22 protein-coding genes are annotated in these 22,113 nt (G+C 73.2%); 10 read left to right on the forward strand and 12 right to left on the reverse strand.

The window, feature by feature from the left end; genetic code table 11:
* Positions 1 to 43: 43 nt before the first annotated feature.
* The 3 genes from EV188_RS17290 to EV188_RS17300 form a co-directional block, all read right to left on the reverse strand.
* Positions 44 to 934 (reverse strand): MBL fold metallo-hydrolase, encoded by an 891-nt coding sequence (locus tag EV188_RS17290; RefSeq protein WP_133827501.1) that lies wholly within the window; start codon positions 932 to 934, stop codon positions 44 to 46.
* The gene (gene helR / locus EV188_RS17295) at positions 931 to 3,150 is read right to left on the reverse strand and encodes an RNA polymerase recycling motor ATPase HelR (protein ID WP_208114239.1); all 2,220 of its coding nucleotides are present in this window, start codon (positions 3,148 to 3,150) and stop codon (positions 931 to 933) included. Before helR ends, EV188_RS17290 begins: the two co-directional genes overlap by 4 nt.
* 101 nt (positions 3,151 to 3,251) lie before the next feature.
* Positions 3,252 to 4,958, reverse strand: coding sequence for an amidohydrolase family protein (locus EV188_RS17300; protein ID WP_166659932.1), 1,707 nt, complete (start codon positions 4,956 to 4,958; stop codon positions 3,252 to 3,254).
* 105 nt (positions 4,959 to 5,063) lie between these two features.
* Between EV188_RS17300 and EV188_RS17305 the strand changes: the two genes are divergently transcribed.
* On the forward strand, positions 5,064 to 7,319 hold the full coding sequence (locus EV188_RS17305; RefSeq protein WP_166659933.1) for a S9 family peptidase: 2,256 nt from the start codon (positions 5,064 to 5,066) through the stop codon (positions 7,317 to 7,319).
* Here the strand turns inward: EV188_RS17305 and EV188_RS17310 are convergent.
* Positions 7,316 to 8,248, reverse strand: a complete 933-nt coding sequence (locus EV188_RS17310; RefSeq protein ID WP_133827503.1) for an NAD(+)/NADH kinase — start codon at positions 8,246 to 8,248, stop codon at positions 7,316 to 7,318. The genes EV188_RS17305 and EV188_RS17310 overlap by 4 nt on opposite strands.
* Before the next feature lie 15 nt (positions 8,249 to 8,263).
* Complete coding sequence (locus tag EV188_RS17315) at positions 8,264 to 8,719, reverse strand: MarR family winged helix-turn-helix transcriptional regulator (RefSeq protein WP_208114240.1); 456 nt, start codon at positions 8,717 to 8,719, stop codon at positions 8,264 to 8,266.
* Between the two features lie 49 nt (positions 8,720 to 8,768).
* Here EV188_RS17315 and EV188_RS17320 point away from each other — a divergent pair, with 49 nt between their 5' ends.
* Together EV188_RS17320 and EV188_RS17325 are read left to right on the forward strand one after the other, a co-directional pair.
* The gene (locus EV188_RS17320) at positions 8,769 to 9,239 is read left to right on the forward strand and encodes a cupin domain-containing protein (protein WP_133827505.1); all 471 of its coding nucleotides are present in this window, start codon (positions 8,769 to 8,771) and stop codon (positions 9,237 to 9,239) included.
* A 50-nt stretch (positions 9,240 to 9,289) separates the two neighbouring features.
* The gene (locus EV188_RS17325; RefSeq protein WP_133827506.1) at positions 9,290 to 9,505 is read left to right on the forward strand and encodes a hypothetical protein; all 216 of its coding nucleotides are present in this window, start codon (positions 9,290 to 9,292) and stop codon (positions 9,503 to 9,505) included.
* Here EV188_RS17325 and EV188_RS17330 read toward each other — a convergent pair whose 3' ends face one another.
* Positions 9,506 to 9,916 carry a winged helix-turn-helix transcriptional regulator gene (locus tag EV188_RS17330; RefSeq protein ID WP_133827507.1) on the reverse strand — a complete coding sequence of 137 codons (411 nt, stop codon included), beginning with the start codon at positions 9,914 to 9,916 and terminating at the stop codon, positions 9,506 to 9,508.
* A 56-nt stretch (positions 9,917 to 9,972) separates the two neighbouring features.
* Here EV188_RS17330 and EV188_RS17335 point away from each other — a divergent pair, with 56 nt between their 5' ends.
* The gene (locus tag EV188_RS17335; RefSeq protein ID WP_133827508.1) at positions 9,973 to 10,773 is read left to right on the forward strand and encodes an alpha/beta fold hydrolase; all 801 of its coding nucleotides are present in this window, start codon (positions 9,973 to 9,975) and stop codon (positions 10,771 to 10,773) included.
* 7 nt (positions 10,774 to 10,780) lie between these two features.
* On the opposite strand, the gene EV188_RS17340 is transcribed toward EV188_RS17335, so the two are convergent.
* Positions 10,781 to 11,200 carry a cupin domain-containing protein gene (locus EV188_RS17340; protein WP_133827509.1) on the reverse strand — a complete coding sequence of 140 codons (420 nt, stop codon included), beginning with the start codon at positions 11,198 to 11,200 and terminating at the stop codon, positions 10,781 to 10,783.
* A gap of 95 nt (positions 11,201 to 11,295) precedes the next feature.
* Between EV188_RS17340 and EV188_RS17345 the strand changes: the two genes are divergently transcribed.
* The 3 genes from EV188_RS17345 (at position 11,296) to EV188_RS17355 (ending at position 14,168) form a co-directional block, all read left to right on the forward strand.
* The gene (locus EV188_RS17345) at positions 11,296 to 11,649 is read left to right on the forward strand and encodes a cupin domain-containing protein (RefSeq protein ID WP_133827510.1); all 354 of its coding nucleotides are present in this window, start codon (positions 11,296 to 11,298) and stop codon (positions 11,647 to 11,649) included.
* Between the two features lie 93 nt (positions 11,650 to 11,742).
* Complete coding sequence (locus tag EV188_RS17350) at positions 11,743 to 13,248, forward strand: S10 family peptidase (protein ID WP_133827511.1); 1,506 nt, start codon at positions 11,743 to 11,745, stop codon at positions 13,246 to 13,248.
* Between the two features lie 17 nt (positions 13,249 to 13,265).
* The gene (locus tag EV188_RS17355; protein WP_243741773.1) at positions 13,266 to 14,168 is read left to right on the forward strand and encodes a DUF5996 family protein; all 903 of its coding nucleotides are present in this window, start codon (positions 13,266 to 13,268) and stop codon (positions 14,166 to 14,168) included.
* 4 nt (positions 14,169 to 14,172) lie between these two features.
* Here EV188_RS17355 and EV188_RS17360 read toward each other — a convergent pair whose 3' ends face one another.
* Complete coding sequence (locus EV188_RS17360; RefSeq protein ID WP_133827512.1) at positions 14,173 to 14,655, reverse strand: VOC family protein; 483 nt, start codon at positions 14,653 to 14,655, stop codon at positions 14,173 to 14,175.
* 49 nt (positions 14,656 to 14,704) lie between these two features.
* Here EV188_RS17360 and EV188_RS17365 point away from each other — a divergent pair, with 49 nt between their 5' ends.
* Positions 14,705 to 15,163 (forward strand): MarR family winged helix-turn-helix transcriptional regulator, encoded by a 459-nt coding sequence (locus tag EV188_RS17365; protein WP_133827513.1) that lies wholly within the window; start codon positions 14,705 to 14,707, stop codon positions 15,161 to 15,163.
* Between the two features lie 64 nt (positions 15,164 to 15,227).
* Entirely contained in the window at positions 15,228 to 15,629 is a 402-nt protein-coding gene (locus EV188_RS17370) for a YybH family protein (protein ID WP_133827514.1), read from the forward strand.
* Here EV188_RS17370 and EV188_RS17375 read toward each other — a convergent pair.
* Positions 15,608 to 15,811 (reverse strand): hypothetical protein, encoded by a 204-nt coding sequence (locus EV188_RS17375; RefSeq protein ID WP_133827515.1) that lies wholly within the window; start codon positions 15,809 to 15,811, stop codon positions 15,608 to 15,610. The two genes, EV188_RS17370 and EV188_RS17375, sit on opposite strands and share 22 nt — an antisense overlap.
* A gap of 115 nt (positions 15,812 to 15,926) precedes the next feature.
* Here EV188_RS17375 and EV188_RS17380 point away from each other — a divergent pair, with 115 nt between their 5' ends.
* Positions 15,927 to 17,300: an HNH endonuclease signature motif containing protein gene (locus tag EV188_RS17380; RefSeq protein WP_133827516.1), complete on the forward strand. Its 1,374-nt coding sequence runs from the start codon at positions 15,927 to 15,929 to the stop codon at positions 17,298 to 17,300.
* A 732-nt stretch (positions 17,301 to 18,032) separates the two neighbouring features.
* Here EV188_RS17380 and EV188_RS17390 read toward each other — a convergent pair.
* Genes EV188_RS17390 through EV188_RS17400 form a run of 3 tightly spaced genes read right to left on the reverse strand, consistent with a single transcriptional unit; the run spans position 18,033 to position 21,846 of the window.
* On the reverse strand, positions 18,033 to 19,094 hold the full coding sequence (locus EV188_RS17390) for an alcohol dehydrogenase catalytic domain-containing protein (RefSeq protein WP_133827517.1): 1,062 nt from the start codon (positions 19,092 to 19,094) through the stop codon (positions 18,033 to 18,035).
* Positions 19,095 to 19,105: 11 nt separating this feature from the next.
* On the reverse strand, positions 19,106 to 20,164 hold the full coding sequence (locus tag EV188_RS17395) for an alpha/beta fold hydrolase (protein ID WP_133827518.1): 1,059 nt from the start codon (positions 20,162 to 20,164) through the stop codon (positions 19,106 to 19,108).
* Positions 20,164 to 21,846 carry a flavin-containing monooxygenase gene (locus EV188_RS17400; protein WP_133827519.1) on the reverse strand — a complete coding sequence of 561 codons (1,683 nt, stop codon included), beginning with the start codon at positions 21,844 to 21,846 and terminating at the stop codon, positions 20,164 to 20,166. Before EV188_RS17400 ends, EV188_RS17395 begins: the two co-directional genes overlap by 1 nt.
* Positions 21,847 to 22,113 lie beyond the last annotated feature (267 nt).

Below are 22,113 nucleotides of genomic sequence, written 5' to 3' on the forward strand. Positions count from 1 at the left end.
CACGTGCGGAGCGGCGGGCGGGCCGATGAGGACCGTGGCCGGGTTACCGGAACAGCGCGTAGCCCGACGCGTAGCCCAGGTCGACGAGCGCCGTGCCCGGCGCCGCGCGGTCGATCGCGGCGCGGACCGGCGCCGTGTCGATCGCCCGCGAGAAGCCGGGCAGCCAGTCGTCGTGGTGGCACGGCACGACCGTCCGCGCGCCGAGCGCCGCGGTCTGCTCGGTGACGAAGTCCGCGGTGGTGCCCTGCACGGGCTCGCCGTCGCGGTTGCCGCGTCCCGCGACGGCGAGGATGGCGACGTCCGGCGCCTGCTGACCGAGCACCCCGCTCCAGCTGCCGATGCTGTCCTGGAACAGCAGGCTGCCCTCCGAGGTCTCGACGACGAACACGAGCGCGCCGCCGTCACCGCGTTCGCCCTGGTCGGCGGCCTTCATGTGGGCGCGCACGTCCTCGCCCATCGCGCCGAACCCCGCCCACAGCGCCCGCATCCGCTCGGTCCGGTCCTGCAGCGTCAGCCCCGTCTCGCCGAGGCAGACCTCGTCGGCGGGCGGCATCGGCTGCGACGACCACACGCACGAGTGCAGGCTCGGCAGCACCCGCACCGACGTGCTCGCGTCCAGGGCGACCCGCTCGCCGCCGGCGACCGCGAGCAGCTGCTCCTCGGGCACGCCGGCGGCGGCGAGGACGCGCACCGACTCGTAGGAGCCGACGACCGTCGCGCCCGTGCGGACCGCGATCCGCTCGGCGCCCCACAGGTGGTCGAAGTGGCTGTGCCCGACGAGGATCCAGTCGGCGGCGGTGACGTCGTCGACGCCGACCCCGCTCTGCTCGGCGTCCGGGACGCGGTCCAGGTACGCGTCGAGCCACACCGTGAGGCCTTCCGCGGTGCGCAGGCGGAACGTCGCGCAGCCGTACCAGTCGAGGGTGGCGGTCACGAGCCCACTCTGGCAGCGGGCGCCACCTCCGTCAGCCCGGTCAGCACCGCCGGCAGCGGCTCGCGGTGCAGGACGCCCAGGCGCTGGGTGGCGCGGGTGAGAGCGACGTAGAGGTCGGCGGCGCCCTGCGGCCCCTCGGCGAGGATCCGCTCGGGCTCGACGACCAGCACCGCGTCGAACTCGAGGCCCTTGGTCTCCGACGGGGGCACGACGCCCGGGACCCCGGCCGGCCCGATCACCACGCTCGTCCCCTCCCGCGGCGCCTCGGCGAGCACGAACTCCTCGATCGCCGCGGGCAGCTCGTCGGCCGTGACCTCCCGCGACCACGGCGCCACGCCGCTCGCGCGCACCGACTCCGGCGGCTCGACGTCCGGCGCGAACTCCGCGAGCAGCGCCGCCGCGACGGCCATGATCTCCGCGGGCGTGCGGTAGTTGACCGTCAGCGACCGGTACACCCACCGGTCGGCGACGTAGCGGTCGAGCATCGCGCCCCACGACGTCGCGCCGGCGGGCGAGCGGCGCTGGGCGAGGTCGCCGACGACCGTGAACGCGCGGGCCGGGCAGCGGCGCATGAGCACCCGCCAGTCCATCGCCGAGAGCTCCTGGGCCTCGTCGACCACGACGTGCCGGTAGGTCCAGTCCCGGTCCGCGGCGGCCCGCTCGGCGAGCTCCCGGGTGTCCTCCTCGACGAAGCGGTCGGCGAGGACCCCGGCGTGCGTGAGGTCCTCGACCGTGAACCCGAGGTCCTCGTCCAGCTCCTCGCGGTCCAGCGTCAGGATCTCCATGACCCCGGCCGCGTACTCCGCCTGGGCTGCCTGCTCGGCGACCTCGGCGCGGTCCTCGGCGCGCGCGGCCGCCGGGTCGCGGCCGAGCATGTCGACGAGCTCGTCGAGCAGCGGCACGTCCGACACCGTCCAGGCGGTGCCGTCGGCCCGCCACCACGCGGGGTCCGCGCCCGCCGCGCGCAGCCGCTCCGGGGACTCGTACAGCGGCGCGAGCAGGTCCTCGGGCGTCAGGACCGGCCAGAGCAGCTCGAGCGCGGCGGCGAACCCCTCGAGCTCGGCGAGCTCGTCGACGAGCTCGGTGCGCATCTGCTCCCACGCCGCCGTGTCGTCGCGGGTCAGCCAGCCCTTCCCGATCCGGCCGATCGCGCGCTCGGTGAGCACGTAGACGACGATCTCCCGGAACGTCGCCCGGGCTTCGTTGTGCGGCAGGCCGGTCGCCCGCGCCTCGTCGCGGGCCCACTCGGCGGTCGCGGCGTCGATCCGCACGGTGAGGTCCTGGAGCTCGATCGCGACGGGCTCCTCGGGCAGGCGCTGGCGGTCGGCGATCGCCGCGGCGAGCACGTCGAGCACCGCGAGCGATCCCTTGGACCGCGCCGCCTGCGGGCCGTCCTCGACGGTGACGTGCCGGCCCGGGACGAGGTCGCCGGGCGTCATGAACACGACGTCCGACTCGCCCAGCGACGGCAGCACCTGGCCGATGTGGTCGAGGAACGCCGGGTTCGGGCCGACCACCAGCACGCCGTGGCGCTCGATGCGCTCGCGCTGGGTGTAGAGCAGGTACGCGACGCGGTGCAGTGCGACCACGGTCTTCCCGGTGCCCGGGCCGCCCTCGATGACGGTCACGCCCGGGTGCTCGAGGCGGATGATCTCGTCCTGCTCGGCCTGGATCGTGGCGACGATGTCGCGCATGCCCTCGCCGCGCGGCGCGTTCACCGCGGCCAGGAGAGCGGCGTCCGCGTCGTTGCCGTCGTCGTGGCCGCCGTCCTTCCCCGGACGCCCCAGCACCTCGTCGGTGAAATCGACGATCCGGCGCCCCCGGGTGTGGAACTGGCGGCGCCGGCGCATGTTCTCCGGATTCGCGCCGGTCGCGGTGTAGAACGGTCGCGCGGCCGGCGCGCGCCAATCCATCAGCAACGGCTCGAAGTCGTTCTCCTCGTCGAGGATCCCGATCCGGCCGATGTAGGAACGGTCGCCGTCCAGGTCGTCGAGCCGGCCGAAGCACAGCCCGTTGTCGGCGACGTCCAGCCTCCTGACCTGCGCCGCGGTGGCCCGGACCCGCACGTCCCGGTCCATCGGCGACTCGCCGTCGCCCCGCAGCGCCCTGCGGTGGTCCCGACGCGCCTGCGCCCGCGCGGCGTCGAGACGGTCGTACAGCCCGGCCACGTGGCGCCGTTCGTCCCGCAATTCCTCGTCGTGCTCGTGCTCCGACACAGGCCTCCTCGCGATGTCGACCGGGGAAGTGTGCGGAACGACCCGGGTCTTGCGGCAAGTCCCCCGGCCCGCTATACGTTGGATACGGCGGAAGTGGCGCGTCAGGCGTCCAGGCCGAACATCGTGCGCGCGGTGCGGTGCGCGACGGCCTCCCGGTCCTCCGGGCCGAGCTCGCCGAGGAAGCTCTCGATCTCCGCCGCCGTGGGCTGCTGGAACGGGTAGTCGGTGGAGAACACCAGCCGGTCGGCGGTCGTCACCGACAGCGCGTGGCGCAGCAGCGCCGGGGTGAACATGCCCGAGCTGGTGACGACGACGTTGCTCCGGACGTAGTCCGAGATCGACCGCTCGAGGCCGCGGACCCGCGCGAGGCCGTCGGCGCGGTCGAGCCAGAACAGCAGCAGCTCGCCCCAGTGACCGAGCACGATCTGCAGGTCGGGGTGCCGGTCGAACGTCCCGCGCAGGATCAGCCGCAGCGCCGCGGTGGCGGCCTCCACGTGCCAGCCCCAGCCGAACGTCGCGAGCCCGAGGTCGGTGACCGGGTCGAAGCCGCGGTAGACGGCGTCGCGCACGCCGTCGGCCGGGATCTGGGGGTGGATGAAGATCGGCAGGTTCCGCGCAGAGGCCACGGTGAACACGTGGTCGAAGACGGGGTCGTCGAGCAGGAGGTCGCGGGCGCGGCCGTGCACCATCGCGCCGACGTGCCCGAGGCCGGCGGCGCGCTCCAGCTCCGCGGCGGCCGCGTCCGGCGCCGTGAGGGGCAGCGTCGCCATGGCCCGCAGCCGCGTCGGGTGCCGGTCGACGGCCTCGGCGACGGCGTCGTTCGCGTCGCGGGCGAGCGGGACGGCGTCGCCCGCGGGCAGCGCCTGGGTGCCCGGCGGGGCGTGGGACACGATCGCGAGGTCGATGCCCTGCGCGTCCATCGCCCGCAGGCGCAGCTCACCGAGGTCAGCCAGGCGCTCGAGGGTGTCGCCGCGGTCGTTGAGGGCGAGGCTCTCGTCGGCCTCACCCGGCGGGAGGGCCTCGAGCGCAGCGATGACGCCCGGCGAGGTCCAGTGCTCTTCGACGGCGATCAGCGGCACGGCGAGCAGTGTTCCCGCCGGCGCGCGGCGGGGTCCATCGCCGGGGCGAGCGGGATGGCGCGACGGCCCGGGGCCCGGCGAGGCGCAGGAACGACACGCGGGCCACCGGCCTCCGCGCGCCGGGCCGCGAGCGACCACAGGGTGCCCATCCGCAGCCCCGGGAGCCGGGCCTCGACGTGGCCGGCGACGGCCCGGAACGCGTCGCGGTGCCGGTGCTGCTCGCGGACCCCGAACGTCGTCGCGATGCCGCCGTCGGCCGCGAGCAGGGCGAGCACGGGCGTCCTCGGTGCGCAGGTCCCGGCCGCCGAGCACGGCGCCGCGCACCCGATCCCGCAGCGCCGCCGCCGGCGCCGGGTCGGCGAGGTAGGCGCGGCGGACGGGGAACAGGTTCCACGTCCGTGAGCGGGAGGTGCGCAGCGTCTCGGCCGCCGCGAGCGCGTCGAGCACCGCGTCCTCGGCCCCGTCGTGGTCCTCGTCCACCACGTCGAACCAGGCCCGCGGCCGGTGGGGCGGGACGGCGCGCAGGACGGTGGCGAGGAAGGGGTCGGCGGGCGTGGCGCCGGCGGCCCGCTCGACCCGCCCGTCGACCGGGCGGAGGTGACCGCGCAGGGCCAGCTCGGCGACGGCCGCCGCGCGCAGGAGCGGTCCGCGGACCAGGGCGCTCGTGACGTCGAGCCGGTCGCGGGCGGGGTCGTGGGAGAGCAGGAGCAGCTGCTGGGGCAGGTCCACGGGAAGGAGCCGACACCGTGCCGCGGCGGCAGGGTCAAGCGTGCTCCGGATCACTTCGCCGCGGGTCTTGAGTGTGCCGCGACGGCCGGGTGTTCCGTCGATCCCATGACCGCGCCGATGGAGCTGACCGACGCCGACTACGCCCGCGCCGAGGCGATGCTGGGCCCGTACCGCGCGCGCCGCGTGCCCGGCGCCGCCGTGACCCCGCAGTGGTTCGCGGACGGCACGCGCTTCTGGTACCGGATCGGCTCGCGCTTCCTCGTCGTCGACCCCGGAGAGGGCACGCGCCGCGACGCGTTCGACCACGACCGGCTCGCCGCCGCGCTGTCGGTGGCGGCCGGGACGGCCGTGGCCGCCGACGACCTCCCGTTCACCGCGATCGACCCCGAGGTCCCCGGGTCCGAGCCGGACGTCGTCCGGTTCTCTGCGCTCGACGCGACCTGGGAGTGGTCGGACCGCGCCGGGACCTGTGTCCGCGTCGACGAGCCCCAGCCCGGGATCTCCGAGGTCCCCTCGCCGGACCGGGCGTGGATCGCGTTCCGCCGCGACGGCGACATCTGGGTCCGCTCGCGCGACGGCGAGCAGGAGTTCGCGCTGACCGACGACGCCGCGCCGCACCACGGCTACGGCTTCCTCCCGGAGCCGCTGAACTCCGGGATGATGATGCGCGCGCTCGGCGTGGACCCGCTGATCGTGCACTGGTCGCCGGACTCCACCCGGCTGCTCGTGCCGAAGATCGATCAGCGCGACCTGCCCGAGCAGGTGCTCGTCGAGTCCGCGCCCGCCGGCGGCGGCCGCCCGGTGGCGCACCACATCCGCTACCCGATGCCCGGCGACGAGGCCCAGTCGACGCTGACCTGGGTCGTGCTGGACGTGGCCGCCCGCAGCGTCGTCACCCAGCAGGACGACCCCGAGCCCCTCCTGCACCCCGGCGCCCTCATGACCGCCTGGTGGTTCGGCGAGAAGGGCGACGCAGTCCACCTGGTGCACCGCTCGCGCGACGTCCGCACCCTCGAGCTGCGTCGCCTCGACCCGTCCACCGGCGAGATCACGACGCTGATCAGCGAGACGGGGGAGACCCGCGTCGACCCGACCCCGGAGCTCGGCGAGACGCCGATGGTGCACGTCCTCGAGACCGGCGAGGTGCTCTGGTGGTCGCAGCGCGACGGCTGGGGCCACCTCTACCTGTACTCGCCGGACGGGGTCGCCGAGCAGGTCACGCGCGGCCAGTGGCTGGTCCGCCGGGTCCTCTGGGTCGACGAGGAGCGCCGGCAGGTCTGGTTCCTCGCGAACGGGCTCGTCGACGACGACCCGTACGTGCGCCAGATCTGCCGGGTCGGCCTCGACGGCAGCGGGTTCACGCGCCTCACCGACGACGCGCTCGACCACGACGCGGTCAGCCCGCCCGAGGGCGGCTACCTCGTCGACCGCGCCTCCGACGTCGCCACGCCGCCGCAGTCGGTGGTGCGCGGTGGCGACGGCCAGGTCGTCGTGGAGCTCGAGGCGCCCGACACGGGCGCGCTGGAGGCGCTGGGGTGGGCGCCGCCCGAGCGCTTCCGCACCACGGCCGCCGACGGGCGGACGCCGATCTACGGGCTGCTCTGGAAGCCGCACGGGTTCGACCCCGCCCGCCGCTACCCGGTGATCGACTGCATCTACCCCGGCCCGCAGATCCACCGCTCCTCGCCGGCGTTCGACACCGTCATCCCCGGCGAGGCCGAGGCGTTCGCCGCGCTCGGTTTCGCCGTCGTCACCGTCGACGGCCGCGGGACGCCGGGGCGCAGCAAGGCCTTCCACGACGCGTCGTGGGGCGCGCTCGACGACGCCGGGGCGCTGGTCGACCACGTCGCGGCGATCCGGGAGCTGGGCCTGCGCCACCCGTGGCTCGACACCGAGCGGGTCGGGATCACCGGGCACTCCGGGGGCGGGTTCGCCACCGGGCGGGCGATGGTCGCGCACCCGGAGACCTACAAGGTCGGAGTCGCGTCGGCCGGCAACCACGACATCGGCTGGTACGTCCCGATGTGGATCGAGTGGTACCACGGCACGGTCGACGACGAGGCCCGCAGAGCTCTGTCGACGCCGGCGCTGGCGGCGAACCTGCAGGGCAAGCTGCTCCTCATCCAGGGCGAGCTCGACGACAACGTGCTCCCGTTCCACGCGCTGCGCCTGGTCGACGCGCTGATCGAGGCGGACAAGGACGTCGACCTGCTGATCATCCCCGGCGTCGAGCACGCGCTGCTGGGGCGGCGGCACTACGCGACGCGCCGGACCTGGGACTACTTCGTGCGCCACCTGCACGGCAGCGAGCCGCCGTCGCACCGGCTCGCGCCGTTCCCGCCGCCGAGCCTGGGCGGCTAGAACACCTTGCGCCCGCGCAGGTGCGCCAGGTCCTCGCGGACGTCGGAGGGCAGCAGCTCGGCGAGCTGCTCGCGGCGCAGCGGGAGGTCGAGCAGGCTGAGCTTGATGCGGCTGCGCTGGGCGTGGCGGTCCGGGTCGATGCGCACGACCTGGGCCGCCTCCGGGCGCAGCCGCGCCGTCGCGACCGCCCCCGGCGGGAACGGGGTCGTCGCGACGCCGTCGACCCGCACCAGCGCCTGGTCCTGCGCGCGGGCCTGGCGCAGCCGGACGGTGTCGCCCGCCGGCAGGACGATCGAGTGGCTGACGCCGGACATCGGCGCCACCGGGGTGAGCGCCAGGACGTCGGCCGCGGGGGAGATCACCGGCCCGCCGGCGGCGTAGTTGTAGGCGGTCGAGCCGGTCGGGGTCGCGAGCACCAGGGCGTCGCAGCGGTAGTAGCCGAACTGCGTGCCCTCGACCTCGAGGTCCAGCTCGACCGAGCCGCCGGGCACGTCGGCGCCGACCACCACGTCGTTGAACGCCGTCACCGTGCCGGCGTCGTGCTCGAACTCGATGGCGGCGTGGGGCTCGACGACGAAGCGGTGCTCGGCGAGCCGGTCCAGGGCGCCCTCGAGGTCGGGCGGGCTGACCTCCACGAGGAAGCCGACGTTGCCGTGGTTGACGCCGAGCACCGGCACCGGGCGCCCGATCGTCAAGCGCATCGCGCCGAGCATCGTGCCGTCGCCCCCCAGGCTCACGACGGCGTCGACGCGGGCCAGGAAGTCGGGTTCGGCGAGCACCGTGACGCCGGCGGGCACCCGCGCGGCCTCGGCCTCGCGGGCGACGACCTCGACGCCGTGCCCCGCGGCCCAGTCGCGCAGCGTCGTGAGCGAGGCGTCGACGTCCTTCGTGGGGTGGACGACGACACCGACACACGCGACCTCTCCCATGCCGTCGATCGTGCCCTACTCCTGGGGCGGGACCGTCGCGCCGAGCCTGCCGATCGCCGCGAGGTCCGCCCGGAGCGCGCGTGATCGCTCGGGCCCGACCAGGGCGACGATCTCCGCCTCGATCTCGGGCACGAGCCGCTGGGCGATGCCGACCACCTCGCGGCCGGCGGGCGTGAGCAGCACGCGCTTGGCGCGCCGGTCGTCGGGGTCCGGTTCGCGGGTGACGTAGCCGTGGACCTCGAGGTGGCGCACCAGCTCGGCCATGCCCTGCTTGGTCATCTGGGCGCGCTCGGCGAGCGTGCTCACGGTGGTGCCGGTGTCGTCGAGGAACTCGAACACCGCGCTGTGCGCCGGCCGCACCGCCCCGTGCCCCTCCTCGGCGAGCCGGACGAGGACCCGGTTGTTGAGGACCGTGAACCCGTCGCGCATGAGCACGGCGAGGTTGACGGGGCGGTCGCGCCCGTCGGTCACGGGACGCGGTGGCCTTGACATTCGACAAGCCTCCTGTCTAACTCGGTACATGGACAAGCTACCTGTCGACATTGCCACCTGCGAGTGCCTGCGTCTGGGCACCGACGAAATCGTCGTCCTCATGGGCGCCGAGCAGAGCGGCGGCGCGCTGCTCGCCGTGCAGCTCCGGATGCCGCCGGGAGGTGGACCGCCCGTGATGCACCGGCACGCGCCGAGCGAGATCTACTCGGTGATCTCGGGGGAACTCGTGTTCTACGTGGGCGACGATCCGGTCGAGCGCGTCGTGGCCGGGCCCGGGGACGTCGTCCCGCTCGCCGGGTGGACGCCCCACACCATCCGCAACGAGTCCGACGTCGACGCCGTCGCATTCGGCGTCCACGCCCCGGCCGGGCCGATGGAGGCCTTCACCCGCGAGGCGCACGCGCTCGCCGCCGGGGGCGAGCCGCGGATGGAGGACGTCCTCGCGATCGCCGTGAAGCACGGCATCGAGATGCTCGGTCCGGTGCCCACGACGGTGTGAGGGGTCGGGCGGGTTCACCTGCCGTTCGCCCGGGTGCGCCATCGTCAGGTATGACCGACGAGCCCTTCCACGTCCCCGGCCACGTGCACCCCGACGAGATCGCCGCCGCCGACCCGGGCCTGGGCGCGCCCGGCGAGGCTCCCGGCTTCGGGGAGCACCACGAGCCCGACGTCTTCCCGGACGCCGACCCCGAGGGCGACACCCTCGACGACGAGCTGCGCGGGCGCCCGGCGCCGCCGTTCCGCACGCCGCACCCCGAGCACTGATCACGCGCCGGCGGCCGCCCGGTGGTCCCGGATCGCCGGCATGTGCTCCTCGGCCCACTCCCGCAGTGCGGCGAGCGGTTCCTCGAGGGAGAGGCCGAGCTCGGTGAGCCGGTAGTGCACGCGCGGCGGCACCGTGTCCTCCACGCGGCGTGCGGCGAGGCCGTCGAGGACGAGGCTCTGCAGCGTCGCGGACAGCATCTTCTGGGACACCCCCGGCGTCCGCCGGCGCAGCTCGGTGAAGCGCAGCTCGCCGTCGCGGGCGAGCACCTTGACGACCATCGACGTCCACTTCGTGCCGAGGCGGTCGAGCAGCAGGCGGGTCGGGCAGTCGGGGGAGAAGAGGTCACCGCGCGCCCCGGTGGTCACCCCCACGTCACCACCGGCGCTGCGGGTGCCGTCTTCCGTCTCCATGGTCGGAGAGCTTAGGTGAGCTGGTCACCGATGGATACCGGCGTGGAGGTGCAGGGATGGCGACGGTCGCGGTCAACGGCGTCGAGCTCGCGGTCCGGACGGCGGGCAGCGGGCCGACCCTCGTCCTCGTGCACGGGTTCCCGCACACGGGCGCGATCTGGTCCGACGTCGCCGCGGCGATGAGCGTCGACCACCGCGTCGTCGTGCCCGACCTGCGCGGCTTCGGCGCCAGCACCCGCACCGCCGACGGGCTCGACGCCGACACCGTGTCCCGCGACCTGGAGGAGCTGATCGGGGCCGGCCCCGCGACCCTCGTCGCGATCGATGCCGGCGTGCCGCCGGCGTTCCTGCTCGGGCTGCGCCGCCCGGACCTCCTGACCCGACTGGTCCTCGTCGAGGCGACGCTGGGGTCCCTGCCGGGCGCCGAGGAGTTCGTCGCCGGCGGGGCACCGTGGTGGTTCGGCTTCCACCGCGTGCCGGGGCTGGCCGAGCGGGTGCTGCGCGGGAACGAGGCCGAGTACGTCGGCTGGTTCTACGACCAGGGCACCCGTGGTCGCGGGGTCCGGCCCGAGCTGCGTGCGGAGCTCGGGGAGGCGTTCGCGCAGCGCGGCGCGCTCGCCTGCGCCCTCGCGTACTACCGCGCGCTGCCGACCTCGGACCGGCAGATCCACGACGCCGTCGCCCGCGGACGCCTCACCGTCCCGACCACCGCCGTCGGCGCCGCGCCGGTCGGCCGGGCGCTCGAGAAGCAGCTCAGCGGTGTCGCCGACGACCTGACCGGCCACGTCATCGAGGAATGCGGGCACATCGTTCCCGTCGACCGTCCCGACGAGCTGGTCAGGCTGCTGCGGGAGTGACCTCGGTTCAGGGGTGGGCCGCCGCCTCCGCCGCCCGGCCCGAGCCGTACGGGCTCCAGTCGAACCCCGCGCCCGGCGCGCCCCAGACGACGACGAACTCGGCGGGCTCGGTGCCGTCGTTGCGCACGCCGTGGTCGACGCCCGCCGGCGCCAGCAGCGCGTCGCCGGCCACCATCTCGATGCGCTCCTCGCCGAGGGTCATCGTCGCCCGGCCCGTGACGAGCAGGTAGAGCTCGTCGAGAGGGTGGTCGTGCCCGTGGACGTGGTTGCCCTCGGTCGCGCCGGGCGGGAACACCCAGCGGTGCACGGCGACCGGCAGCCGCGTCTGCTCGCGGAAGTACCACTGCATCCGCACGGGCGCCTCGCCCTCGTGCAGGAGGTACGGGAAGGCGCCCTCGTCGGCGCGCTCGATGCTCGTCTCGCTCATCGCCCCAGCGTGCGACGTACGTAGTTGCCGCCTCTACCCCACGACGTCGGGATCGCCCTGCACTGTCGGGAACCGTACGAGGAAGGGGCCCGGAGATGCAGGCGATCGATCACTCGGCACTGCCGGTCGCGCTGGAGGGCGAGGGGGTGGAGGTGCGCGCCGCGGAGACCGGGGAACTGACGGCCGGCTGGTTCACGTTCGCCGCCGGGACCGACCTTCGCCCGGCCCTCGCGGGCCTCCCCGACGATCTCTGTCAGTGCCCGCACTGGGGCTACATGATCAAGGGCCACCTGCGGATGCACACCCCCGACGGCCCGCGCGACTACACCGCCGGCCAGGCGTTCTACTGGTCGCCCGGCCACGCCCCCGAGGCCGTCACGGACTGCGAGTACGTCGACTTCTCGCCGTCGGCCGAGCTGGCGAAGGTGGTCGCGCACATCCAGGGCTGACCGTGGGGCCCGCGTCCGTGGGTCCTTGACCGTGCCGCGACGGCATGCCCTTCGATGTCGGGAGTTGCCACCGACCCGACAGAGGAGTGACGCATGAGCGGCGGCGAGGCCACCGAGAAGCCGGCCCCCACCAGCGGCGGAGCGACCCACGAGCCGCCGGAGGGCGCCTCGACGACCGTCACCTGGAACGGCGTCGAGTACGCGGCGACCGCGCGGTGGCTGGTGCTGCGCAAGGAGGAGAAGCCCACCGCGGAGATCTTCTCCGTCGCCTACGTCGGGGGCTCCGACCGCGATCGTCCGGTCACCTTCGTCTTCAACGGCGGCCCGGGGGCGTCGTCGGCGTACCTGCACGTCGGCGCCGTCGGTCCGCAGCGCATCGACGTCCCGGGCGACGGGACGATGCCGGCCCCGCCGCCGCGGCTGGTCGAGAACGAGGACTCGTGGCTGGCGTTCACCGACCTCGTGTTCGTCGACCCCGTGGGCACCGGGTTCAGCCGGATGATCGAGAAGGAGGGCACCGAGGGCGAGGCGTCGAAGGACGCCGACCCGAACGCCTACTTCGGCACCGACCGGGACCTCGCCGCCATGTCCGAGTTCATCGGGCGGTGGCTGTCCGAGAACGGGCGCTGGAGCTCGCCGGTGTTCCTCGCCGGCGAGAGCTACGGCGGCTACCGCGTCGGGCGCCTGACCCGCGTGCTGCAGGAGAGCTCGGGGATCGGGATCGCCGGGTCGATCCTCATCTCGCCGGCCCTCGAGTTCGCCGGGCTCGCCGTCGGCGCACTCGGCGGTGGCGACTACGACGTCGTGCCGTGGGTCGACGTGCTGCCGACCATGGTGCTCGCCGCCCACCACCACGGGCGCTCGCGGGCGTTCGCGCCCGGGACCCCGCTGGCCGAGGTCCGCCGCGCCGCGGAGGAGTTCGCGACCGGGGACTACGCGGTGTTCCTCACCCGCGGCGCGTCGATGGACGTCGAGGAGCGCGAGCGCGTGATGGTGCGCCTCGCGGACCTGCTCGGCCTCGCTCTGTCCTTCGTCACCCGCATGGCCGGCCGGGTGCGCGTCGCCCCGTTCACCCGCGAGCTCCTCCGCGACGAGGGCAAGGTGATCGGCCGCTACGACGCGACCGTGACGACCACCGACCCGTTCCCGGACCGCGACGTGTTCACCGGCGGCGACCCGACCCTGACCGGCATCGGCCCGGTGTTCACCGCCGGCGTGAACCGCATCCTGCGCTCGGAGATCGGCGTCGACACCGACCGCGAGTACAAGCTGCTCAACACCGACGTGGTCATGAACTGGAAGAACGACGCCGCGAGCATCTACCTGCAGCCGATCCCGGGCGCGACCGACGACTTCCGCTACGGGATGGCGCTGAACCCGCACACCCGCGCGTTCATCACCCACGGCCGCCACGACCTGCAGACGCCGTACTTCGCGACCGACCGCCTCTGCAACCTCATGCGCCTCGACCCCGGCACCGCCGAGCGCCTCACCGTGCACCACTTCGAGGGCGGCCACATGTTCTACGCCTGGACCGAGAGCCGCCGGGAGTTCACCGCCGCGATCGCCCGGTTCGTCACGGAGGCGATCTCGCGGTGACGGGTACTTTCGATCCGGTGACCACCGACGGATCCTGGCCCTCGCTGCGCGTCGCCGACTGGGAGGACACGCGCGACACGCTCCACATGTGGACGCAGGTGATCGGCAAGATCCGCCTCGCCGCCGCACCCATGGTCAACCACTGGTGGCAGGTGCCGCTCTACGTCTCGCCGCGCGGCCTGACGACGTCGTCGGTGCCGTGGGGCCGGCGCGTGTTCGACGCCGAGTTCGACTTCGTCGAGCACCGCCTGCGCCTGCGCGTGAGCAGCGGCGAGGAGCGCACCGTCGCGCTGGAGCCGAAGCCGGTGTCCGCGTTCTGGGAGGAGACCCGGCGGGCCCTCGACGACCTCGGCCTCGACATCCCGATCTCCACGCGACCGGTCGAGGTCGTGCGGGCGATCCCGTTCGAGTCCGACTCCGAGCACGCGAGCTACGACGCCGACGCCGTGCACCGTTTCTGGGGCCAGCTCGTGGCCACCGACCGCGTGCTCTCGACGTTCCGGTCGCGCTTCGTCGGCAAGGTCAGCCCCGTCCACTTCTTCTGGGGCAGCTTCGACATGGCCGTCACGCGCTTCTCGGGCCGGACGGCCCCGGAGCATCCCGGCGGCGCCCCGAACTGCGGGGACTGGGTGATGGTCGAGGGCTACTCGCACGAGCTGTCCAGCGCCGGGTTCTGGCCGGGTGGCGGCGAGGAGGGCGCGTTCTACGCGTACGCCTACCCGGAGCCGACGGGGTTCAAGGAGCACCCCGTCCGCCCCTCGAACGCGTACTACTACGAGGCCGGCGGCCAGTTCCTGCTGCCCTACGAGGCCGTGCGCACCAGCGCCGACCCGGAGGGCACGCTGCTCGACTTCCTCCAGGACACCTACGAGGCGGCCGCCGACCGCGGCTCCTGGGACCGGGCGGCGCTGGAGCGGTAGGCGCTCAGAGCACCTGGTGGCCGTACATCTCGCCGAGCGGGTCGGCGATGAGCTCGATGCGCGCACCGTCGGGGTCGCGGAAGTAGACCGAGACCCCGCTGTGCACCTCGTGCTCGACGCCGGCCGCGTCCAGGCGCTCGACGAGCTCCTGCCAGCGGGCGGGCTCGACGCTGATCGCCAGGTGGTGCAGCCCGCCCAGGACCTCGGCGTACGGGCCGACGTCGAGGCCGGGGAAGTCGAAGAAGGCGATGAGGTTGCCGTTGCCGATGTCGAAGAAGAAGTGCGACGAACCCTCGTAGTCGCGGTTCTCGATCAGCTCGGTCAGCGGGAAGCCGAGCACCCCCTGGTAGAAGCGCACGGTCGTCTCGACGTCGCTCGACACGAGCGCCGTGTGGTGCAGCCCGCGGGCGGTCGACGCCGGGCGCTCGCCGAGGGGCTTCAGGTAGGTGTCGCGGATGCGGTCACGGGTCGCGGAGGTCGTTGACATGTCACCTATCTTACTCGCACTTCGGTGACGCGTCAACTATGCTGGTGCCGTGGCTGAACCCCGGTGGCTCGACGAGCGCCAGCAGCGTGCGTGGCGCGGTCATCTCGCCCTGCAGGCGCGGCTGCACGCGCAGCTCAACCGCCGGCTCCAGGCCGACTCGGGGCTGTCCCTGGCCGACTTCGACGTGCTCGTCGCGCTGAGCGAGAGCGACGGACCGATGCGTGTGCAGGAGCTCGCCGACCACCTCCAGTGGGAGAAGAGTCGGCTGTCCCACCAGCTCTCGCGGATGGAGCGCCGCGCTCTCCTCGAGCGCCAGGACTGCCCCGACGACGCCCGTGGGGCCTTCGTGGTGCTCAGCGCGGCGGGGCGTAGGGCCATCGAGGCGGCCGCGCCGGCGCACGTCGAGGCGGTGCAGTCGCTGGTGTTCGACGGTCTCGACGACGCGCAGGTCGAGACCTGGGCGGAGATCGCCGACGCGGTGCTGGCGCGCGTGGACGCCCGCGGCTGAGCCTTCCGCCGGTCCGTGCCGGGGTCGACACTCGGTGGCCCGCCCCGGACGAAGGTGGTCCGCCATGACCGATCGCGACGTGGTCCTCGCCGAGATCCTCGACCGGCACCTCGTCGCGATGGACGCCTTCCACTCCGGCGACCCCGACCCGTCGCGCGCCCTGTGGTCGGACGACGAACCGGTGACGCTCTTCGCGCCGGGGCGGCCGATGGCGATCGGGCGGGGCGAGGTCGTCCGGACCTTCGAGCGCGCGGCGGCGAGGCTCTCCGACGGTCGGGACGGGCGGTTCGAGGTGCACCACGTCGAGGTGGCCGGTGACCTCGGCGTGCTCGCCGGCGTGGAGCACTCGGTGTTCTCGGTGGAGGGCGGTCCGCCGCAGGCGCAGTCGTTGCGCGTCACGCTCGTCTACCGCCGCGAGGACGGCGCGTGGCGGCTGGCGCACCGTCACGCCGGCGTCGAGCCGTAGGGGTCGATCGCGGAGCCGAAGGTCTGTGCTCCCGCGACCCGGACGTCGGCGAGGCGGTGCGGCCGCCAGGCCTCCGGAGTGAGGGCGTGGTGCACCTCGCCGGGCGGGACGAGCGCCAGCTCGCCGTGCACGATCCGCACCCCGAACTGCGGGTAGCGGTCGGCGATCGTGGCGGCGTCCACCTCGCGATTTCGGTGGTCGCGAGGTCCTCGGCGTCCAGAATCTCGCGGCAATTCTCCGAGGCGGTCCCCGCGAACTGGCCCGGCGTTGTCGGGGGTGCGCTCTAGTATCGAACACATGAGCGAACGGGTGCTCGGGTCGGTGGAGCGGGACGCGATCGAGCGCGCCCGCCTCGGCGAGATCGCCCGCCGCCGGGCGGACTACCAGCGTCTCGAGCAGGTCGCCGCGTTGGAGGAGCTGCAGGTCGCGGAGGTGACCGGGGACCGTTCGACTGGGCGGTTGCTCGAGGAGCTGTGGCGGATCGGTGCGGTCGAGGCGAAGCGGCTGGTGGCCGAGGCCGCGGACCTGTGCCCGCGTCGCTCGCTGATCGGGGAGGCGCTGCCGGCGCGGTTGCCGGCCACCGCCGCGGCGGCGAAGGGCGGGCAGCTCGGCCCGGCGCACATCGCGATCATCCGCACGACCATGCGCCGCCTCGACCGCGTCGAGGGCCTGCCGCTCGAGGAATGGATCGAGGCCGAGCGCCGCCTGGCCGACGACGCGACCCGGCTCGGACCCAAGGGGTTGCAGGCCGTCGCCGACCGGTTGTTGGCCCATCTCGACCCGGACGGTGAGGAGCCGCCCGAAGAGAACGCGGGCTGCGACGACGAGTTGTTGTTCACCCGCCGCAGGAACGGGGTGCTGCACTTCCGCGGCCGGATGTCGGACCCGGTCGACGCCGAGGCGTTCCAAACCGTCATCGACGACCTCGCCGCCCCGTGCGGTCCCGACGACACCCGCGAGCTCGCCCTGCGCCGCATCGAGGGCCTCAAGGACCTCGTCGGTGCGGCACGCCGCCCCGGCGGTGTCGCCGCCGACACCGACCGACCCGCCGACACCGACCGACCCGCCGACGAGCACGGCGCGGCGGACGAGTCCGACGAGGCGGACGGGTCGGAGGCGCTGATCCCTGCTCCGCGTCAGTCCGAGCCCACCTCGACGGGCCGGCGGGTCGAGCGCCCGGGGCGGGCGTTGCTGACCATCACCATCGATCACCGCTGGCTGCGTGGGGCGCTCACCGAGAGGGGCGGCTACGGGGTGCTGGAGTCCGGGGTGCGGGTGCATCCGGGCACGGTGCGCCGGTGGGCGTGCGACGCCGAGATCGTGCCGGTGGTGCTCGGGTCGAAGTCCGAGCCCCTGGACGTCGGTCGGTTGCAGCGCACCGCGCCGGACGCGATCCGCCGGGCGCTCAATCTGCGCGACGGGGGCTGCGCGTTCCCCGGCTGCACCCGCCCACCGCGGCGCTGCCAGGCCCACCACGTGCAGGAATGGCTCGACCACGGCGACACGGCCCTCGAGAACATGTGCCTGCTGTGCCGATATCACCACCAGGTGATCCACCACGGGCACTGGACCATCCAGATGATCAATGGGCTGCCCTGGTTCACCCCACCGTGGATCATCGACCCCGAACGACAACCCCGACCCGGCGGACGACCACGGGTCCCGACCTGACCGCAGAACGCTTCGACAATCGAAGCGTTCTCCTCGCAGAGCTCGCCAGCGCGGCAGGACGTCGGCGGCGATGTCGCCGACGACGTGCTGCGACCCGGCGACCGGGCCCTGCTCGCGCGGCGACGGTGCGACGACGTCGGTGAAGCCGAGATCCGGCCCGGCCCGGCCGAAGTCCCCGAAGCAATCCGCGGAGGCGATGCTCGAGGTCGGCGCGCCGTCGGTCCGCAGGAACCGGCGGAACTCCGCTCGCGTGCCGGCAGAAGCGAGCACCTCCGACATCCGCGCGCTCGCGTCACGGACCGCCGCCCACCACGCCTCCACGGTGTCGGCGGCCGCGCCCGTCGTGACCCACCCGTCGCCCACGGTGTCGGCGAGGCGCATAGCCCGCGGACCGTTCGCGGCGACGAGGTACGGCGTCCGGCCGTTGGCCACAGCCCCGGACGGTGCGCGCGTCGACCGCCGAAGTACGTCCGCTCGACCGTCATGTGGTCCTTGCGCAACAGGCGGTCGAGCAGCGTCGTGGACTCCTCGAACCGCCCGGCCCGGCTCGCGGGCGCCGCGGCGCCCAGCACCGCCGTGGTCGACGAGCGAGCGCCAGCCGAGGTGGTCAAACGTCCATCCGTGATCGAACCCGAGCTCCTCCAGCGCGGCCCAGCGCCGCCGGGTCTCGGCGACGGGGTGCTCCGGCAGGATCGTCAGCCCGATAGGGGGACGATCCTGCCGGCGACCCGCTCAGAAGGTGATCAGCGGCTTCACGATCCCGTCGCGCTTCTCGCTCATCATCGCGAAGCCCTCCTCGACCTGGTCGATGCCCATCCGGTGCGTGGTCATCGGGGTGGGGTCGACCTTGCCGTTGGCCAGCAGCCGCATGAGCCGTTCCATGCGCAGCCGGCCGCCGGGGCAGAGGTCGGTGACGATCTTCTTGCTCGCCATGCCGAGGCCCCAGGCGTCGAGCGGCATCGTCACCGTCGGGCCCGACTCCCCGTGGTAGCCGACGTTGGACAGCGTCCCGCCGGGCCGGGTGGCGTAGAGCGCGCCCTCGAAGGTCACCTGGTTGCCCAGCGCCTCCACCGTGGAGTCCGCGCCGCCGTCGGTGAGCTCGACGATCTGCTCGGCGACGTTGCCGGACGCCGGGTCGATGACGACGTCCGCCCCGAAGCGCCGCGAGAGCTCCTGCCGGCCCGGGATGCCCTCGACGGCGATGACGAGCCCGGCGCCGCGGAGCTTCGCGCCGATCGTGGCCGAGAGGCCGACCGCGCCCTGGGCGAAGATCGCGACCGTGCCGCCGATCGGGATGTTCGCGTTCTCCGAGCCGATGATGCCGGTCGAGAGCATGTCGCAGGCGTAGACCGCGACCTCGTCGGCGAGCCCCTCCGGGATCGGGGCGAGGTTGTAGTCGGCGTCGTTGACGTGGAAGTACTCGGCCATGTTGCCGTCCTTCTGGACGGTGAACCGGTAGCCGCCGAGCGGACCGCCGCACTGCGAGCTGTAGCCCGCCTGGCAGTTGTCGCAGGTCCCGTCGGGGGTGACGGCGTTGACCGCGACGCGGTCGCCGACCTTCATCGACGTGACGCCCTCGCCGACCTCGTGCACGACGCCGACGCTCTCGTGCCCGAGGAGCCTGCCCTCGGGCACCGGCAGCAGGCCGGCGACGGTGTGGACGTCGGACGTGCAGATCAGCGAGGCGGTGGTCTTCACGATCGCGTCGCCGGGGCCGGCGTGCGGGATCTCCCGCTCGACGAGCCCGACCTTGCCGGCCCCCAGGAACGCCAGGGCCTTCATGGTGTCGCTCATGGTCGTTCCTCTCAGACGGGGGTCTCCAGGAGCTCCCGGAGGTGGCTGTCGATCTGGGGCATGAACTCGGGGTTCACGGCGAAGAGCCCGAGGTGACCGAGGACGTCGTCGACGACCCGCAGCTCCGAGCCCTTGACCAGCGACTGCTCGGCGACGCAGTCGCGCACCGGGAAGAACATGTCCTCGCTGATCGGCATGACGAACGTCATCGCGGTGATCCGCCCGAGCGCCGCGGCGAGGTCGCCGCCGGTGTGCCGGGCGACGTCGCCTCGCTGCCACTTCCACGCCATCGCGAGCAGGTCGTTCGGGTCCATGGCCGTGAAGTAGGGCTGCAGGAACCCGGCGAGGAACGCGTCCATGTCCTCGAAGCCCAGCGCGGTGTAGACGCGCTGCTTCCAGAACTCCGTCGAGAACCCCATCACGCCCCACATCCGGGCGTGGCGCTCGAGTCCCGCGGCCACCTCGGCGTTCGACGCGTACTCGCCCCCGGCGAACCCGGGGTCCGAGGTGATGGCGTCGGTCAGCGTGCGCGTGAACAGGAAGTCGTGGTCGGTGTTCTGCGCCGTGCCGGCGATCGGCGCGGCCCGCTTCACCTTGTCCGGGAACCGCACCGCCCACTCGTAGGTCTGCTGGGCGCCCATCGACCCGCCGACGACCAGCTCGAGGGCCTTGATCCCGAAGTGCTCGCGCAGCAGCCGCTCCTGGGCGACCACGTCGTCGCCGATGCGCACCTTCGGGAACGCCGACATCGCGATGCCCTCGTTGGCGCCGGACGCGTTGTGCGGTGAGGTCGACAGCCCGTTGCCGATCTGGTCGATCACGACGATGAAGTACCGGGACGGGTCGAGCGCACGGCCCTCGCCGATGTACTGCTCGCGGAAGATCTGGTGCGTGCCCGAGTACCAGGTGGTCACGAGGATCGCCGGGTCGCCCGGCGTCCCGAACGTCGCCACGGCGAGGTGGCAGTCGGGGATCGTGCCGCCGTCCTCGAGGTCGAGCCGGCCGATGCCGACCACCTCGTACTCGCCGTGGAACTCGGGGGAGTAGTAGGGATTCGTGATCGGACCCATCAAGCCACCGCCCAGGTGTAGACGTGTTCGCCGGCAGGAACGGCCTCACCGTCGACGGCGAAGCCCTCCCACCCGTTCTCGGCGATCTGGTCGCACTTCGCCCTATACGGACCGACGAAGTCGAGGTTCGGCAGGAACTGCCGCGGTTTGCCGGGGATGTTGGCGCCCATGTACCAGGTGTCCGCGGTCGGGAAGAGCGTCGCGTTCGCGATCTCCTGGTTGTAGGCGCACCACCCGTCCTCGGCGTCCTTCGTCGGTTCGATCCGCGCGGCCCCTCGGGCGCGCAGGTCGTCGATGATCCGGCCGATGTAGTCGACGTGCTGCTCGATCGAGACCGGCATGTTCGAGAGCACCGACGGGCTCTGCGGGCCGGTGACGGTGAACAGGTTCGGGAAGCCGTGGCTCATCAGGCCGAGGTAGGTCCGCGGGCCCTCCGCCCACTTCTCGCGCAGCAGCTGCCCGTGACGCCCGCGGAAGTCGATGCGGTTGAGCGGGCCGGTCATGGCGTCGAAGCCGGTCGCGAACACGAGGGTGTCGAACGCGTGCTCGGTGCCGTCGGCGAGGCGCAGCCCGGTCTCGGTGATCGCCGAGATGGGGTTGGACTTCACGTCGACGAGGTGGACGTGGGGCTCGTTGAAGGTCTCGAAGTACCCGGAGTCCAGCGGGTTGCGCTTGCAGCCGAAGGGATAGCCCTTCGGGACGAGCAGTTCCGCGGTCTCGGGGTCGTCGACCTTCTCGCGGATTTTGCGGTCGAGGAACTTCCGGACCAGGTCGTTGGCCTCGGTGGAGAAGAACATGTCGGCGTAGCCGCCGAGCCAGATGTGGAAGCCGCCACGGTTCCAGAAGTCCTCGAGCAGCGCCTCGCGCTCGTCGTCGGAGACCTCGGCGGCGCCCTTGTCCTGGAGGTAGAGCTCGAAGCCGAAGTTCGAGTTCTGGATCCGCTCGCGGATCCCCGCCCAGTCCTTCAGCCGCTCCGCCTTGACCGCCGGGTCCACCGGTCCGTTGTTGGCCGGGACGATGTAGTTCGCGGTCCGCTGGAACACCGTCAGCTCGGCGGCCTGCGCCGCGATCAGCGGGGTCGCCTGCACCGCGCTGGCGCCGGAGCCGATCATCCCGACCCGCTGGCCGCGGAAGTCCACGCCCTCGTGGGGCCAGTGCCCGGTGTGGAAGGTCGGGCCACGGAACGTGTCGGCGCCCTCGAACGGCGGGGTGTTCGACGCCGAGAGCGCGCCCACCGCCGAGATCACGTAGGTGGCGACGACCGTCTCACCGCCGTCGGTGGTCACCGTCCAGTGCGCCCGCTCGTCGTCCCAGGTCGCCGACACCACCCGCGTGCCGAACGTGATGTCCTTGGCCAGGTCGAAGCGGTCGGCCACGTGCTCGAGATAGCTGCGGATCTCGTGGGACTCCGGGTAGCGCTCGCTCCACTCCCACTCCTCCCAGAGGCCGCGGTCGAACGTGTAGCCGTAGATGTACGAGTCGGAGTCCGAGCGCGCGCCGGGGTAGCGGTTCCAGTACCAGGTGCCGCCGACGCCGTGGCCGGTCTCGAACACCCGGGCGTGCAGCCCCATCTCGTCGCGCAGCTTGTGCAGCATGTAGAGCCCCGAGAAGCCGGCCCCGATGATCACGGCGTCGACGGTGTCGACGCCGGTCCCGGGTGGGCTCTCCGCTGTGGTGGACATCGTGTGCGCTCCTCGTCCCGCGGGGGTGTCGGGAGCACGGTGGGGCCGGGGGAGGGGCCCGGGCTTGGACGATCGGCCCCGGCCGTGGGACGGGCTTGCGGCCTCGATCGCGGAGGACCGGCGTCGTCGCAGCTCAGCGGGGCTGTGCACCCACCGGGAGGGACGTTGGACGTCCGTGTCGGTGCGTTGGACGGGCTTGCTGCACGTCTGGCCAAGTGAGGCAGGTCACGCCTACCGTGGTCGCACAGGCACGAACGGTGAGGGGGT

The sequence above is a fragment of the Actinomycetospora succinea genome, from assembly GCF_004363095.1.
GTDB lineage: Bacteria > Actinomycetota > Actinomycetes > Mycobacteriales > Pseudonocardiaceae > Actinomycetospora > Actinomycetospora succinea.

Bases quoted from the DNA above. Each gene is read 5' to 3' on its own strand.
- EV188_RS17380 (WP_133827516.1), top strand. From the start codon at position 15,927: ATGAGCGAACGGGTGCTCGGGTCGGTGGAGCGGGACGCGATCGAGCGC.
- EV188_RS17360 (WP_133827512.1), bottom strand. From the start codon at position 14,655: ATGTCAACGACCTCCGCGACCCGTGACCGCATCCGCGACACCTACCTG.
- EV188_RS17335 (WP_133827508.1), top strand. From the start codon at position 9,973: ATGGCGACGGTCGCGGTCAACGGCGTCGAGCTCGCGGTCCGGACGGCG.
- EV188_RS17395 (WP_133827518.1), bottom strand. From the start codon at position 20,164: ATGGGTCCGATCACGAATCCCTACTACTCCCCCGAGTTCCACGGCGAG.
- EV188_RS17390 (WP_133827517.1), bottom strand. From the start codon at position 19,094: ATGAGCGACACCATGAAGGCCCTGGCGTTCCTGGGGGCCGGCAAGGTC.
- EV188_RS17320 (WP_133827505.1), top strand. From the start codon at position 8,769: ATGGACAAGCTACCTGTCGACATTGCCACCTGCGAGTGCCTGCGTCTG.
- EV188_RS17325 (WP_133827506.1), top strand. From the start codon at position 9,290: ATGACCGACGAGCCCTTCCACGTCCCCGGCCACGTGCACCCCGACGAG.
- EV188_RS17370 (WP_133827514.1), top strand. From the start codon at position 15,228: ATGACCGATCGCGACGTGGTCCTCGCCGAGATCCTCGACCGGCACCTC.
- EV188_RS17350 (WP_133827511.1), top strand. From the start codon at position 11,743: ATGAGCGGCGGCGAGGCCACCGAGAAGCCGGCCCCCACCAGCGGCGGA.
- EV188_RS17400 (WP_133827519.1), bottom strand. From the start codon at position 21,846: ATGTCCACCACAGCGGAGAGCCCACCCGGGACCGGCGTCGACACCGTC.
- EV188_RS17330 (WP_133827507.1), bottom strand. From the start codon at position 9,916: ATGGAGACGGAAGACGGCACCCGCAGCGCCGGTGGTGACGTGGGGGTG.
- EV188_RS17305 (WP_166659933.1), top strand. From the start codon at position 5,064: ATGACCGCGCCGATGGAGCTGACCGACGCCGACTACGCCCGCGCCGAG.
- EV188_RS17310 (WP_133827503.1), bottom strand. From the start codon at position 8,248: ATGGGAGAGGTCGCGTGTGTCGGTGTCGTCGTCCACCCCACGAAGGAC.
- EV188_RS17345 (WP_133827510.1), top strand. From the start codon at position 11,296: ATGCAGGCGATCGATCACTCGGCACTGCCGGTCGCGCTGGAGGGCGAG.
- EV188_RS17340 (WP_133827509.1), bottom strand. From the start codon at position 11,200: ATGAGCGAGACGAGCATCGAGCGCGCCGACGAGGGCGCCTTCCCGTAC.